Source organism: Streptomyces sp. NPDC050418 (genome assembly GCF_044458745.1).
Classification (GTDB): Bacteria; Actinomycetota; Actinomycetes; order Streptomycetales; family Streptomycetaceae; genus Streptomyces.
In genome coordinates this window covers 86,728-100,234 of sequence record NZ_JBITIG010000007.1, presented here as the reverse complement: position 1 = coordinate 100,234, position 13,507 = coordinate 86,728, and the positions used below count along the sequence as shown (strand labels likewise).

Genomic DNA, 13,507 nt, shown 5'->3' with positions numbered 1-13,507 from the left:
CCGGCCCCTCGGCCGTACCGCTGCGTGTGCGGCTCGCGGGGTGTCGGCCCGGCGCGCAGCTCGCCTCCGCAACGGTCGTACGGTCAGCTCACGTTGACCACCACCGAGTGCCATCCGGAGGCGCCGTCCGGGATCGTTCCCGTGCGCTCGGAGGTCTGCGTCGTGCCCGTGCGGTCGGTGGCGCGGACCTGGAGGGTGTGCGAACCGGCGGTGGCGGGCCACTCCCAGCTCCACTGCCGCCAGGTGTCGAGCGGTCCCTCGGCGGCCAGCCGCGCGTCCTGCCAGGGGCCGTCGTCCACGCGGACCTCGACCCGGTCGATACCGGTGTGCTGGGCCCAGGCCACCCCGGCGACGGTGACCCTTCCGGCCGGGGGACGGCTGAACGGCTTCGGGGTGTCGATCCGCGACTGCGTCTTGACCGGCGCCTCGCGTGCCCAGTCGCGCTTCACCCAGTACGGGTCGTACGCGTCGAAAGTGGTCAGTTCGATGTCCTCGATCCACTTGCAGGCGGACACATAGCCGTAGAGCCCGGGGACCAGCATCCGGACCGGGAAACCGTGGTCGAAGGGCAGCGGTTCGCCGTTCATGCCGAACGCGAGCATCGCGTCGCGGCCGTCCATCACGGCCTCCACCGGGGTGCCGAGCGTCATCCCGTCCACGGACCGCGCGACCAGCTGGTCGGCGGGCCCGCCCTTGGACGGCGGCCGCACCCCGGCCTCGGCGAGCAGATCCTTCAGACGGACGCCGAGCCAGCGCGCGGAGCTGATGTACGGGCCGCCGACCTCGTTGGAAACGCAGGTCAGGGTGATGTCGCGCTCGATGACCGCACGGCGGAGCAAGTCGTCGAACGAGTGGACGCGCGGGTCGTCGACTCCCTCGCCGCGCACCCGGAGCCGCCACCGGTCCGCGTCCACGCGGGGCACGGTGAGGGCGGTGTCCACGCGGTAGAAGTCGTCGTTCGGTGTGGTGTACGGGGCGACTCCACGGATCTTCAGATCCACCCCACGCGGGAGCGGGGGCGCCGGCGAGGCGGGCGTGGGCAGCCGGACGGCACCGCGCGAGGCCTCGGCCTCGGCGGCGGAGGTCGCGTTCAGACTCCGTCCTGCGAGGCCCGCACCGGTGGCCGCCACGGCGGCTCCGGCGGTGGCGAGGAGGAAGCGGCGGCGTTCGGGGCCGGCCCCACCCCGTACGGCGTCCCCCGCGTACCCGGAGAGGACGTACAGCGCCCCGGCACCCGCCACCGCGCCGGCCAGCGACGGCAGCGCGTCGAGTGCGCTCGTGGAGTCGGGCCGGGTGGCCGCCGCCAGCGCGCCGACCACGCCGAAGAGCAGCACCCCGGCCGACGCGATGCGCCGCCCGCGCAGCGCCAGCACCCCGAGCGCGGCCGCGAACAGGGCGAGCACCGCGACGATCCCCAGCTGCAGCACCAGCTTGTCGGCGGTGCCGAACTGCCGGATCGCCCAGTCCTTCACCCCGGACGGCGTCCGGTCGATGGCCGCGCCGCCGACCGCCGTGACGGGCCCCGCCTCGGGCCGTACGGCCGCAGCGGCCAACTCGGCGACGGCGAGCGCGCCATAGGCGGCCACGAGACCGGCGAGCGCACCGGTCGCCGCGGCCGCGAGGGAGGGGAGGGGGCGGATGGGCGGGAAGCGCCTGCGCCGGACGGTGGATCCAGCCGGGTCAGCCGGGTCAGCCGGGTCAGTCGGGTCTGTCGGGTCGGCGGGGTCGGTCGGTCTGTTTCTCCTCACGCTCCTTCATTCGGCGCCTCACCCCCGCCCGGATTGGCCGTTCACTCGAAAGGTGCACGTCAGAGCGCATTCGCCGAGGCCGGCCGAGCACCGCGACGCCCAGTACGTGCCGCTGTGACGGCGGCTCCCGCGCGGCTGGGCGCCCTTCGGGCGACGAGGGGATGCGAGGACAGGACCGGACGCGGCCTACGCCGGGAACTTCATCAGCCCCACCGGATCAGTCGTCGGCTGGGGCGAACCGCCCGCCGGTTCGACGGTGATGCCCATGCCGGTCGCCCCGCCGATCTTCCCGTCGAGGAGCACGGTGCGGTCCGAACCCTGGCCGCTGAGCAGGCCCGCCGGGCGCATCGCGTCCCCGTCGTCGAACCACAGCTGGTACACCTTGCCGTCCGGCGGCTTCGGCAGCCCGGCGGCGATGAACGCCGCACGGTCCCGTTCGCGCGACACGATCACCGTGCCGCGCGCGCCGTCCCCGAGGCTGCCGACGGCCACCTTCGCGTCGGGCGCGGCCAGCACCTCCGCCAGTTCGGCGGCGCGCGCCTCGGCCTCGCGCGCGGTCGTCATCGCGTCCCGCCCGGCCTGGTACTGCCAGACGGCGACCCCGCCGAACGCGGCGGCGACGGCCAGACAGGCGGCCAGCGCCCACCGGGGCGCGGTGCGCGTCCAGCCGCGGACCTTCGTGCGTACGGGCACCTGGGGCGGGTCCTGCCGCACGGTCGTGATCCGCCGCAGCACGTCGTCCCGCATCCGCTCCGGCGCCGCGACCGCGACGGCCAGGCCGAGGCGCGCGGCGGTGGCGGCGAGTTCGGCCACCTCCTGCTCGCAGGCCCCGCAGGCCGCCAGATGCCGTTCGAACTCGGTGCGCTCCGCGGGCGACAGCGCGTGCAGGACGTAGGCGCCGGTCGCCATGTGGAGTTCGGCGGTGGTCATACGCTCACCCCCAGGCAGTCGCGCAGCCGGATCAGACCGTCCCGCAGCCGGGTCTTCACGGTGCCGAGCGGCAGGGTGAGGAGCTGGGCGACCTCGCGATACGTGAGCCCGCGGTAGTACGCGAGGGTCACCGCTTCGCGCTGCACCTTGGTCAGGGCGCCCAGACAGCGCCGTACGCGCTGCTGCTCCAGGCGGGTCTCGACCTGCTCGGCCACTTCGTCGTACGCCGGGGTCCGCTCCAGGAGCGCGGCCTTGTGCTCGCGCGCGGTCGCCGCCTGCACCGACCGCACCCGGTCCACCGACCGCCGGTGCGCCATCGTCATCACCCAGGCCATGGCACTGCCCTTCTCCGGCCGGAACTTCGCAGCCGTACGCCACACCTCGACCAGGACCTCCTGGGCGACCTCCTCGGACTGGGCCGGATCACGCAGCACGCTGCGCACCAGGCCGAGCACCGGAGCGCTGACCCGGTCGTAGACCTGCGCGAACGCCTCCTGGTCGCCGCGCGCGGTCCGGGTCAGACATGCCTCCAGATCCGTCCCCCGCGGCGGGGGCGGCGCGGCCTCGCTGTTGCTGTCAGGCACCCTCACAGCACTCCCTTCCTCACGGATTCTTCGGAGCCGGGCGGCGTTCGGATTGGTCGGGGGAGGAGATTGTGTCGGCGGTCGGGCACGGCGGTGGTGATGTGGCGATTGGCGACGGTTGGCCGGTGGCCGGTGGCCGGTGGCCGGTCGCCGTGACCTGGTGGCCGGCGACCGGCGACCGGCGACCGGCGACCGGCGATGGCGATGGCGATGGCGATGGCGATGGTCATGAGAAGACCACGAAAAGTGGCGTCGGGCGGAGTGGAACCTCGGCGCGGCGGCCGGTGTATCAGAAGTACACGCCGTCCGCCCGATGCGGTCGGCGCCGGTGGCCGGGGGTGCCATGAACTGGGTGTACGGGCAACGAGCGTTGGTGGCGGTGCTGAGCGCGGCGGCCCTGCTCGTCGCGGGCTGCAGCGGATCGGCGGGCGGGGAGAGCGAGGGCGGGGGGAAGCCGCCGGGGGAGCGGGTGTCGCGGGCGCAGCCGCCCGGGACACCCGGGCGGGCCGGGCCGGAGCCGCCGCGGATCCCTTCGGCGAAAGGGCTGCCGGGGTGGTCCCATGCGCCGGGGTTCGCGGCGGACGGCTCCGGGTTCGCGCTGCTCGCCGAGTGCCCGCAGGACGAGGGGAGCACGCGCGGCTGCGTGCAGCGCGTCGCCGTGCTCCGGCCGGGGGCGGACGCCTGGCGGCTCACGCCGTCCTCCCCGTTACGGGAGACGGCGCCCGATGACGGCGTCACGGCCGATCTTCTGGCGCTCGGCAAGGACCGGGCGCTGATCAGGGAGGGCAGTCAACTGGTGGGGGACCGCACGTGGTTCACCCGCGACGGGGGCCGTACGTGGCGTGCGGGCACCACGAGCGCGCGCCGCACCATCGCCGCCGCCCCGGAGGGCGCCCGGCTGACCTCGGTGTGCACGCGGGTGGACGACGAGGGCAACGGGTGCGCCCGCTCCCGCCTCGCGGTGATCATGCCGGACACGGGCGAGTACCGGGCGCTGGCCCATCAGCCTCCGCTGAAGGGCGAGGTGTTCCCGGTGGAGGGGGCCGAGCCGGATCTGTATGCGCAGGGGAAGGCGGGAAGCGGTGACGGGTTCGCGCTGATGGTCAGCTGGGACCGGGGGCGCAGCTGGAAGGAGACGCAGATGACGGGCGCTTCGGCCGAGCCGCACGGCACGTTCTCGATCGTCTCGGGCCGCGCGGGCACCTTCGCGCTGCAGCACGGCATGCTGCCCGAGGAGGAGGGCGTGAAGAACGGGCTGCTGACGATTCACCGCATGGACGGTTCCGGTCTGACGTGGACCCGCGTCTGGGCGTTCAAGCCGGGCGTCGAACCCCGCTCCACCCTGGGCGCGGTCTCCGCCGGCGACATGACGCTGACGGTGTACGGGGAGAACGGGGTGTGGACCAGCGACACGGGCGGCCGCACCTTCCACCGGGGCGAGGGCCCGACCGGCATCGCGGGCTCGGTTCGGGAAACGCCGATCGGCTGGCTGTGGACCAGCTCCTACGGGCAGGGCACGTATCGCATATCGACGGACGGGGTGCGCTGGCACAGCTTCCAACTCGGCTCTTAGCGGGCGAAGTTGCGGAGTCCGCCGCCCCATTCCTGCCGGATCCATTGACAGGGCCTCGCGCCACCCCGACGCTACCGACCGGTCAGTACCCCTGGCGGCAGCGGAGCGGGAGGCAAGCGTGGCGGAGCACTCGGAGACCACGGTACGGGGCGGCAGAAGCCGGCGGGCGGCCCTCGGCGCCCTCGCCGCGGGCGGGGCGGCAGCGCTGCTCGTCGCGGCCACGGCCACACCGGCCGAGGCGCGGCCTGCGCACAAGGAGCGCTATGTCGCGCTCGGGGACTCGTACACCTCGGGGCCCGGGATCCCGGATCAGGTCGATGCCAACTGCGGGCGGTCCAACCGCAATTACCCGTCCGTGGCGGCCTGGGCGCTCAAGGTGGGCTCGTTCAAGGACGCCAGCTGTGGCGGTGCGACCACCGCCCACATGTGGCAGCAGCAGGGCACCAACCCGCCGCAGCTCGATGCGCTCGACCGCAAGACCACGCTGGTCACGGTGGGCATAGGCGGCAATGACATCGGCTTCGGCGAGATCGTGGGGACCTGTACGCAGCTCAGCTTCGGCGACCCCACGGGCAATCCGTGCCAGAAGCACTACACAGCAGGCGGCACCGACCAGTTGGCGCAGCGGATCGCCGACACGGCGGCGAAGATCGAGAAGGTGGTCGACGCGATCCATGACCGGGCGCCCCGCGCGCGGGTGTATGTCGTCGGCTATCCGGTGATCGTCGCGGACAGCGGCAAGGGCTGCTGGCCGAACGTGCAGATGGCCGAGGGCGATGTCCCGTATCTGCGCGACACCGGCAAGCGGCTCAATGCGATGCTCCGCGACACGGCGCGCGACAACCGCGCGCGCTTCGTGGACACGTACACCCCGACCATCGGCCACGACGTCTGCCAGGCCCCCGACACCCGCTGGGTCGAGCCGCTGGTCCCGACCAGTCCCGCCGCGCCCTTCCACCCCAACGCGAAGGGGGAGGCGGCGATGGCGGGAGCCGTGGTCAACACGGTCCGCCACCACGGCCATCACCACGGCCACCACCACGGCCATCACCACGGACACGGAGGCCGCTGACCCACCCGAGCACCGGACCCACCCGAGCACCGGACCACCCGAGCACCGGACCCGGCCCAGGCCCCACCCGAGGCCGGGTCCGGCCCCCCACCCTCAGTGATGAAATGCCGTCGCCTTCGACTCGTCCGTGCCCAGCGGATGCGGCTGGTTGCGGAGTTCGGGCAGGAGGCGGTTCAGGTCCTCGACGAGGAGTGCGGCCAGGTCCGCCGAGAAGCCGTTGCGGCAGACGATGCGCAGCACCGACAGGTCCTCCCGGTTCGCAGGGAACGTATAGGCGGGCACCAGCCAGCCCCGTTCCCGCAGCCGCCGCGACACGTCGAAGACGTCGAATGCCGTCACGTCGGGCGCGGTCGTGAAGGCGAAGACCGGCAGCTGGTCGCCGCGAGTCAGCAGCCGGAAGTCGCCCATGGCCTCGATCCGTTCGGCGAGACCGCGCGCCACGTCCCGCGCGGCCTGCTGGACGGCCCGGTAGCCCTCGCGGCCGAGCCGAAGGAAGGTGTAGTACTGCGCGACGACCTGGGCGCCCGGCCGCGAGAAGTTGAGGGCGAAGGTCGGCATGTCGCCGCCCAGGTAGTTCACGCGGAAGACAAGTTCCTCGGGCAGCTGCTCGGCCGAGCGCCACAGCGCCCAGCCCACCCCCGGATACACGAGTCCGTACTTGTGCCCTGAGGTGTTGATGGACGCGACCCGCGGCAGCCGGAAGTCCCACATCAGGTCCTCGTCGAGAAACGGCGCGATCATCCCGCCCGAGGCGCCGTCCACATGCACGGGGATGTCGAGCCCGGTCCCGTCCTGCAGGGCGTCGAGCGCGGCGCAGATGTCCGCGACGGGTTCGTAGGAGCCGTCGAAGGTGGAGCCGAGCACGGCCACCACGCCGATGGTGTTCTCGTCGCAGAGCTCCACCGCCGAGGCCGCGTCCATGTGGAACCGGGACCCGTCCATCGGTACGAGCCGCGCCTCGACCTCCCAGAAGGTGCAGAACTTCTCCCAGCACACCTGCACGTTCGCGCCCATCACCAGATTGGGCCGCGCCTCGCGCGAGGGGTACCGGTCGGCGTTCTTCTGCGCCCAGCGCCGCTTCATCGCCATCCCGGCGAGCATGCAGGCCTCGCTCGACCCGGTGGTCGAGCAGCCGACGGCGGCCTGCGGGTCCGGCGCGTGCCACAGATCGGCGAGCATCGCCACGCACCGCCGCTCAAGCTCGGCGGTCCGCGGGTACTCGTCCTTGTCGATCATGTTCTTGTCCCGGCACTCCGCCATCAGGACCCCGGCCTGCGGCTCCATCCAGGTGGTGACGAAGGTGGCGAGGTTGAGCCGCGCGTTGCCGTCGAGCATCAGCTCGTCGTGGACCAGCTGGTACGCGGTGGCCGGTGGCAGCGGCCCGGCGGGCATCCGGTGCCGGGGCGGGGCCTCGGTCATCCCGCCCAGCGGGTCGGCCTCGCCGAGGAAAGGGTTCATGGCGAGCCTGCGCAGCTCGTTCTCGTCGCCGTGGTGCGGGGCTGCGCCGCGGTGCAGGGACATGCTCGACTCCTCGGGTGGACCCCCTCGCCACACTAAACGGGCATACGGGATGTATCAGCCCGAGAGGTCGCCCCGGGACTCCGCCCGTGCGTCCGGCTTGCACCTCACGCCACGTGAGGCCTCAAGGTGAAGACGTACCGGGGAGCACCGGCCGGACAGGACCACCGCCGGCCGGGACGGGAGCCGGTCGGGACCAGAAAGGAGCGGCGGCCATGAGCTACGCCGTCGGACAGGTCGCAGGCCTGGCGGGCATCACCGTGCGCACCCTGCACCACTACGACGAGATCGGGCTGCTCGCCCCGAGCGAGCGCAGCCACGCGGGTCACCGCCGCTACAACGACGAGGACCTCGACCGGCTGCAGCAGATCCTCTTCTACCGGGAGCTCGGCTTCCCGCTCGACGAGGTGAAGGTCCTGCTCGACGACCCCGGTGTGGACCCGCAGGAGCACCTGCGGCGCCAGCACGAGCTGCTCGCCGACCGGATCGAGCAGCTGCAGAAGATGGCCACGGCCGTCGAACGAGCCATGGAGGCGAAGAAGATGGGCATCAACCTCACGCCCGAGGAGCGGTTCGAGGTCTTCGGCGACGAGGATCCGGCGCAGTACGAGGAGGAGGCCGAGCAGCGGTGGGGCAACACCGATGCCTGGGCCGAGTCCAAGCGCAAGACCGCCGCGTACACGAAGGACGACTGGCTGCGGATCCGCGCGGAGGCCGACGACTGGACCCGCCGGATGATCGCGGTGATCGACTCGGGCGCCGAGCCGACCTCCGAGGCCGCGATGGACATGGCCGAGGAGCACCGTGAGCAGATCTGCCGCTACCACTACACGTGCACGCACGAGATCCACAGCTGTCTCGGCGAGATGTTCGTCGCGGACCAGCGCTTCACCGACAACATCGACAAGGCGAAGCCGGGTCTGGCCGCGTTCATGAGCGAGGCGATCATCGCGAACGCGCTGCGGCACATGTGACCGGCGAGGCGTACGGCTCCGTGACGGAAGCCGTGCGCCCGTCGGCGTACGCCCGCAAGTCATGCATGAATCGGGCCCGTTGGCCTTACAGTCACGGTATGGCTGGTCCGACCGATGTGCCGATCACCCCGCAGGCTCTCATCGAGCTGATCGAGGAAGCCATCGTCACCCAGCGCCTGGTGCCCGGCGAGCGGCTGGCGTCGGAGCGGCAGCTGGCCGAGCAGTACGGGGTCAGCAGACCGGTCGTCCGCGAGGTGCTGCGGCGGCTGCAGGAGCGCGGGCTCATCGTGGTCCAGCCGGGCCGCGGCAGTTTCGTCCGCCGGCTGCAGCCGACCGAAGGCCGTACCTCGCTCGAATTCCTCGTGCGGCGCGGTGAAGTGACGGTCCGTGAGCTGGTGACCGCGCGCCAGATGCTGGAGGCCGAGACCTCCTCCCTCGCCGCCGAGCAGCACACGGACGCCGACGCCACGCAGTTGCGGGCGCTCCTTGAGGCATTCGACGCCAGCCGGGACATCGCCTCCGGCGTGGAGCTGGACATCGCCTTCCACGAGGCCATCGCGATCGCCTCGCGGAACACGGTCCTGCAGATCATGTTCGGCGCGATCCGCCCCCTCATCAAGGGCATGGTGCTGCGCAGCCTGACCGACCGGGAGATCCGCCGCATGGGAGCGCCGGTCCACCACGACATCCTGGACGCCATCGTGGCGCGGAACGCCGCCGGGGCACGCGAGGCGATGCTGCACCACCTGCGCCTCTCGGAGGACCTCTACGGTCCGGACATCGACCGCCCGCTGCACGAGATCCTCTACGACCGGGCGGTCGACCAGCCGGAGGTCTCGGCACTCCTCCGCCGCGCAGGCGACGTGCTCGCCCCCTAGGGCTGCCCCGCCCCCTAGCGCTGCCCCGCCCCCACACCGGACCCTGGGAGCCGAACCGGGAGGGGACCGCCATGAGCCCGCTCGACCTGCTCGACCTTCGCGATCACACCGTCGTTCTCACCGGGGGTTCCGGTGCGCTGGGGACACCGATCATCGAAACCCTGCTCCGGCACGGGGCCCGCGTCGCCGTCGCGGACCAGAAGGCACCGCCGCTCACGGACGGGCAACTGGGCGCCGATGAGCGGCTGTTCACCGACGACCGGCTGCTCTTCGTCGACTGCGATCTCACCGCCGATGCCACCGCGGGCCTGATCCTGGACACCGTCACGGACCGCTGGGGCCTGCCCGGCACGGTCTGCGCCCACGCCGGGCTCGCCCGCAGCGCCCCGCTGCCGGAGCACTCGCTCGCCGACTACGACGACGTCATGCGGCTCAACGCGCGGGCGGCGTACGCGCTCGCGCGGGAGGCGTCGCGGCGCTGGATGGCCGCGGGTGTGCCGGGGCATCTGATCTTCACGGGCTCCTGGGTGCAGGACGTGCCGTGGCCCGGCATCGCACCGTACGCCGCCAGCAAGGCCGCGCTCCGCTCGCTCGCGCGCAGCTTCGCCCGCGAGCTCGCGCCCCACGGCATCCGCGCCAACGTCGTGGCGCCGGGCATCGTCGACGCCGGGATGGCCCGCCACCAGTGGGACACCGAGCCCGACTACCGCCGCCGCGCGTCCCGGGCGATCCCGCTCGGCCGGCTCCAGCCGGCCGAGTCGGTGGCCCACGCCGTCCTGTTCCTGTGCTCGCCGATGGCCTCGTACATGACGGGTTCGACCCTCGTCGTGGACGGCGGCGCGAGCCTCTACCCGATGGACGAGGATGACTGACTCCCCGAGGACGACCGGCACTCCGCCGGTACCCGGCACTCCGCCGGTACCCGGCACTCCGCCGGAAGCCGACACCCCGACGAGCGCCGAACCCCCGCAGCGAACCATCGACTTCCGCCACGCCCCCACCACGTCCTGGACCCTCATCTGCCGCCCCGACGACCCCCACAAGACCCTCGTACGGCAGGACGGCGCGCTGCTCTACGGCTACGAGCCGATCCACCCCGGAGCGGGCTCCTTCCGCCTCACGGTCGAGCTGCGCGCGCAGACCGCGCACGATCCGGTGGCGGTGGCCCAGCGCACCGAGGACGCGCGGACCCCGGTCGTGGTCACCACGATCGACTACCCCGCCTGCCGCCTCGAACTGCGTGCCGTGGGTCACCTCGCCGAAGACGGGCACCGCTACGACGTGGTCACCTGGTCGCTGCGCGTCGCCGATGACGTGGACGAGCTGCTCACCGGCCTCCACCTCGACATCTCCGAACGCGGAGCCGTACGCCACGCGGGCGCGGACACCGCGCCCGACCGCAGGGTCTTCACCGTGCCGACCGCGGCGTACCCCGCGTACCCGCTGTTCCTCGACGAGCGCGCCGAACCCACCGCAGCGCCGCCGGGCCCGCCCCTGCTGGTCTCCGGTCCGCAGCCGCTGGTCCCCGCGTTCCCCACGGGCTTCCGGCCCGCGTCGGGGTTCCGGACGGTCCCGGCCGTGGTGCGCGGCGGCGAGACGGTCTCGGGAGCCCTGATCGTCCCGCTGGACGGCGGACCCGCCGAACAGGTCGACGCCGAGGCCGCGTTGACCGCCGAGCGGGCGTACTGGCGAGAGCTTGCCGCCCTCGACCTGCCGATCCGGGTGGCCGAACCCGCCGTGCAGGACATGCTGGTGGCGAGCGCCCGGAACATCCTCCAGGCGCGGGAGACGGTCCTCCAGGTCGGCCCGGCCGTCTACCGCGGGATGTGGATCGCGGACGGTCACTTCCTCCTGGAGGCGGCGCGCTACCTCCATCTCGACGACGAGGCGCGGCTCGGGGTGGACGCGCTGCTCGGCAAGGTCCGCCCCGACGGCTCCGTCAACGCGCTCGCCGACGTCGCCGACGAGGCGGAGGCCCCGCACACCAAGGAGACCGGTATCGCGCTCGCCACGCTGGTACGCCAGTGGGAGCTGACCGGGGACGACGCCTGGCTGCACGAGGTGTGGCCGGTGGTGCGCGGCGGCATCCGGCACATCGCGCACCTGCGGGCGCGGCCGGACGCGGACGGCCTCATGCCGCCCGCGTTCGCCGACGGCGGCGCCGCCGGGGTCCGCCCCGAACTCACCACCGCCCTGTGGACCCTCGCGGGCCTCACCCACGCCGCACGCGCCGCGCGCCGGCACTTCCCGGGCGAGCTCGCCGGGATCGAGGCGATGGCCGCGGAGCTGCGCAAGGACCTCACCCGGGTCGCCGACGAACACCCGGACCACCTGCCGATGGTGCTGCCGGGCAGCGGCCTCCACCATGCGCGTCCTGGCGTGCCGGACCCGACGCCCGACCACTGTCTGCGGCCGCAGTCCGCGACCTGGGCGCTCGCCCAGACGATCTGGCCCGGCGAGATCTTCGCGCCGGACGACCGCATCGTGACCGACTACCTGCGCCTGGTCGACGCGTGCGAGGAGCAGGGCCTCCCCGCGGCGACGGGCTGGCTGCCCTACCGCGCCGTATGGACGTACTACGCGTCGTTCGCCGCCCACGCCCAGCTCTACGCGGGCAGGCCGCAGCGCGCGGTCGACCTGCTCCACGCGATGTGCAACCACGCGGCACCCACCCGCGTATGGCGCGAGGAGCAGTCCCTGGCCGCCGGCGGGAACGACCAGATCTGGGGCGACATGCCCCACAACTGGGCCTCGGCGGAACTGATCCGGCTCGTCCGGCACCTGGCCGTCTTCGAGACCGGCGACGAGCTCCACCTGCTGCCCGGCGTGCCGGAGGCGTGGCTGGCGGCCGGTCCGCTGCTGATCGACCGGACGCCCACCCGCTTCGGCACCGTCACGCTCCGGGTCGCCGGCCGGGTGATCGACCTGACGGTCGACGGCCACGGACCACGACGCTGCGTACTGCATCTCCCCGACGGAGACTGGCAGTTGGGCGAAGGGACTCAGAGCGTCGTGATCCGCCGCCGCACCGTGGCCGTCTGATCGAGGTCGGGGCGCAGCCGCAGCCCGTGCCCCGGCGCCGCCCCCACGCTCAGCCGCCCCTCGGCGATCCGCGGCAGCCCGGTCACGAGCTGTGGATACCAGCCCGCGTAGTACGCCCGTGTCGTCTCCTGGATGAACACCTGCGGCAGATGCATCGCCAGCTGCCCGGAGGCCGCGAGCACCACGGGACCGCTGCAGTCGTGCAGGGTGAGCGGGATCCCGGCGGCCTGGGTGCGCTCGGACAGGGCGAGCACCTCGCTGATCCCGCCGCACCAGCCGATGTCCGCGATCAGGACGTCCACGCCGGGCCCGTCGAGCAGCGGGGCCGCGGCCGTGACGCCGCCCAGGGTCTCGCCCGCCGCGATCGGCACCGGGCTCACGGCCCGCAGCGCCGCCAGCTCGGCGTACCGGTCGGGGCGGAGGGGGTCCTCGACCCACAGCGGCTCGAACTCGGCGAGCGCTTCGAGGATGGTGCGGACCGGTTCCGGTTCCCACAGCGCGTGCAGTTCGACGAGCACCCGCATGTCGTCGCCGGCCGCGGCCCGGATCTTGCGCAGCGGTTCGAGGCCGGCCGCGAGCGACGCGGGGTCGATCTCGCGCCCGGCTGACTTCTCCGCGTACACATCAAGGGGCCAGATCTTCATGGCGGAGACGCCCTCGGACAGAAGGTCCTCGGCCAGCCGGTCGGCATGGTGGAGGAACCCGTACAGGTCCTCGTACCGGCCCTTCCCGTTCAGACCCCAGTTGGCCGACTTCTGCCCGCTGGGCGTGCGCATGTACTGCGGTCCCGCGCAGGTGTTGTAGACCGGCACGCCGTCCCGTACCGCACCGCCGAACAGCTCGGTCAGCGGGGCGCCGGCCTCGTGGCCCATCGCGTCCCACAGCGCGATGTCGAGCGCCGACAGCGCACGGACCTCCGCGCCGCTGCCGAGGTAGCCGACGTATCCCGTCAACTCCGCGCGCAGCGCGATGAGTTCCTCAGCGGACCGTGGCGCAGGGCGTCCGACCAGCGCGGGAGCCAGGGTGTCGTGGAGGTGCGCCTCGACCGCCGAGACGCCGTAGTACGTCTCGCCGAGCCCGATCGTGCCCGACGAGAGATGCACCTGTACGAGTAAGAGGTTGGGCAGTTCCGCGACGACGAGGGTCTCGATGCCTTGGATGCTCATGCGTTCTAGATAACGGTCTAAC

General features: G+C 72.8%; 11 protein-coding genes. 6 read left to right on the top strand and 5 right to left on the bottom strand.

Annotation, left to right across the window (positions count from 1 at the left end):
- Positions 1 to 83: 83 nt before the first annotated feature.
- From ACIBI4_RS18175 to ACIBI4_RS18165, 3 genes are all read right to left on the bottom strand, one after another.
- Positions 84 to 1,640 carry a molybdopterin-dependent oxidoreductase gene (locus ACIBI4_RS18175; protein ID WP_399205287.1) on the bottom strand — a complete coding sequence of 519 codons (1,557 nt, stop codon included), beginning with the start codon at positions 1,638 to 1,640 and terminating at the stop codon, positions 84 to 86.
- Positions 1,641 to 1,934: 294 nt separating this feature from the next.
- The gene (locus ACIBI4_RS18170; RefSeq protein WP_399204918.1) at positions 1,935 to 2,678 is read right to left on the bottom strand and encodes an anti-sigma factor domain-containing protein; all 744 of its coding nucleotides are present in this window, start codon (positions 2,676 to 2,678) and stop codon (positions 1,935 to 1,937) included.
- Positions 2,675 to 3,262 carry a sigma-70 family RNA polymerase sigma factor gene (locus tag ACIBI4_RS18165; RefSeq protein ID WP_399204917.1) on the bottom strand — a complete coding sequence of 196 codons (588 nt, stop codon included), beginning with the start codon at positions 3,260 to 3,262 and terminating at the stop codon, positions 2,675 to 2,677. Before ACIBI4_RS18165 ends, ACIBI4_RS18170 begins: the two co-directional genes overlap by 4 nt.
- Positions 3,263 to 3,605: 343 nt before the next feature.
- Between ACIBI4_RS18165 and ACIBI4_RS18160 the strand changes: the two genes are divergently transcribed.
- Positions 3,606 to 4,835, top strand: a complete 1,230-nt coding sequence (locus ACIBI4_RS18160; protein ID WP_399204916.1) for an exo-alpha-sialidase — start codon at positions 3,606 to 3,608, stop codon at positions 4,833 to 4,835.
- A gap of 118 nt (positions 4,836 to 4,953) precedes the next feature.
- The gene (locus tag ACIBI4_RS18155) at positions 4,954 to 5,907 is read left to right on the top strand and encodes an SGNH/GDSL hydrolase family protein (protein WP_399204915.1); all 954 of its coding nucleotides are present in this window, start codon (positions 4,954 to 4,956) and stop codon (positions 5,905 to 5,907) included.
- Positions 5,908 to 6,000: 93 nt separating this feature from the next.
- Here the strand turns inward: ACIBI4_RS18155 and ACIBI4_RS18150 are convergent, their stop codons facing one another.
- A complete protein-coding gene (locus ACIBI4_RS18150; RefSeq protein WP_399204914.1) occupies positions 6,001 to 7,428 on the bottom strand; it encodes a glutamate decarboxylase in 1,428 nt (475 codons plus the stop codon).
- 212 nt (positions 7,429 to 7,640) lie between these two features.
- On the opposite strand from ACIBI4_RS18150, the gene ACIBI4_RS18145 reads away from it, so the two are divergent.
- From ACIBI4_RS18145 to ACIBI4_RS18130, 4 genes are all read left to right on the top strand, one after another.
- Entirely contained in the window at positions 7,641 to 8,399 is a 759-nt protein-coding gene (locus tag ACIBI4_RS18145; RefSeq protein ID WP_399204913.1) for a MerR family transcriptional regulator, read from the top strand.
- A 98-nt stretch (positions 8,400 to 8,497) separates the two neighbouring features.
- Entirely contained in the window at positions 8,498 to 9,277 is a 780-nt protein-coding gene (locus ACIBI4_RS18140; protein ID WP_399204912.1) for a FadR/GntR family transcriptional regulator, read from the top strand.
- A 71-nt stretch (positions 9,278 to 9,348) separates the two neighbouring features.
- Positions 9,349 to 10,149: an SDR family NAD(P)-dependent oxidoreductase gene (locus ACIBI4_RS18135; RefSeq protein WP_399204911.1), complete on the top strand. Its 801-nt coding sequence runs from the start codon at positions 9,349 to 9,351 to the stop codon at positions 10,147 to 10,149.
- The gene (locus ACIBI4_RS18130) at positions 10,142 to 12,319 is read left to right on the top strand and encodes a hypothetical protein (protein ID WP_399204910.1); all 2,178 of its coding nucleotides are present in this window, start codon (positions 10,142 to 10,144) and stop codon (positions 12,317 to 12,319) included. The genes ACIBI4_RS18135 and ACIBI4_RS18130 overlap by 8 nt, the downstream gene beginning before the upstream one ends.
- Here ACIBI4_RS18130 and ACIBI4_RS18125 read toward each other — a convergent pair.
- Entirely contained in the window at positions 12,280 to 13,485 is a 1,206-nt protein-coding gene (locus tag ACIBI4_RS18125; RefSeq protein ID WP_399204909.1) for a mandelate racemase/muconate lactonizing enzyme family protein, read from the bottom strand. The genes ACIBI4_RS18130 and ACIBI4_RS18125 overlap by 40 nt on opposite strands.
- Positions 13,486 to 13,507 lie beyond the last annotated feature (22 nt).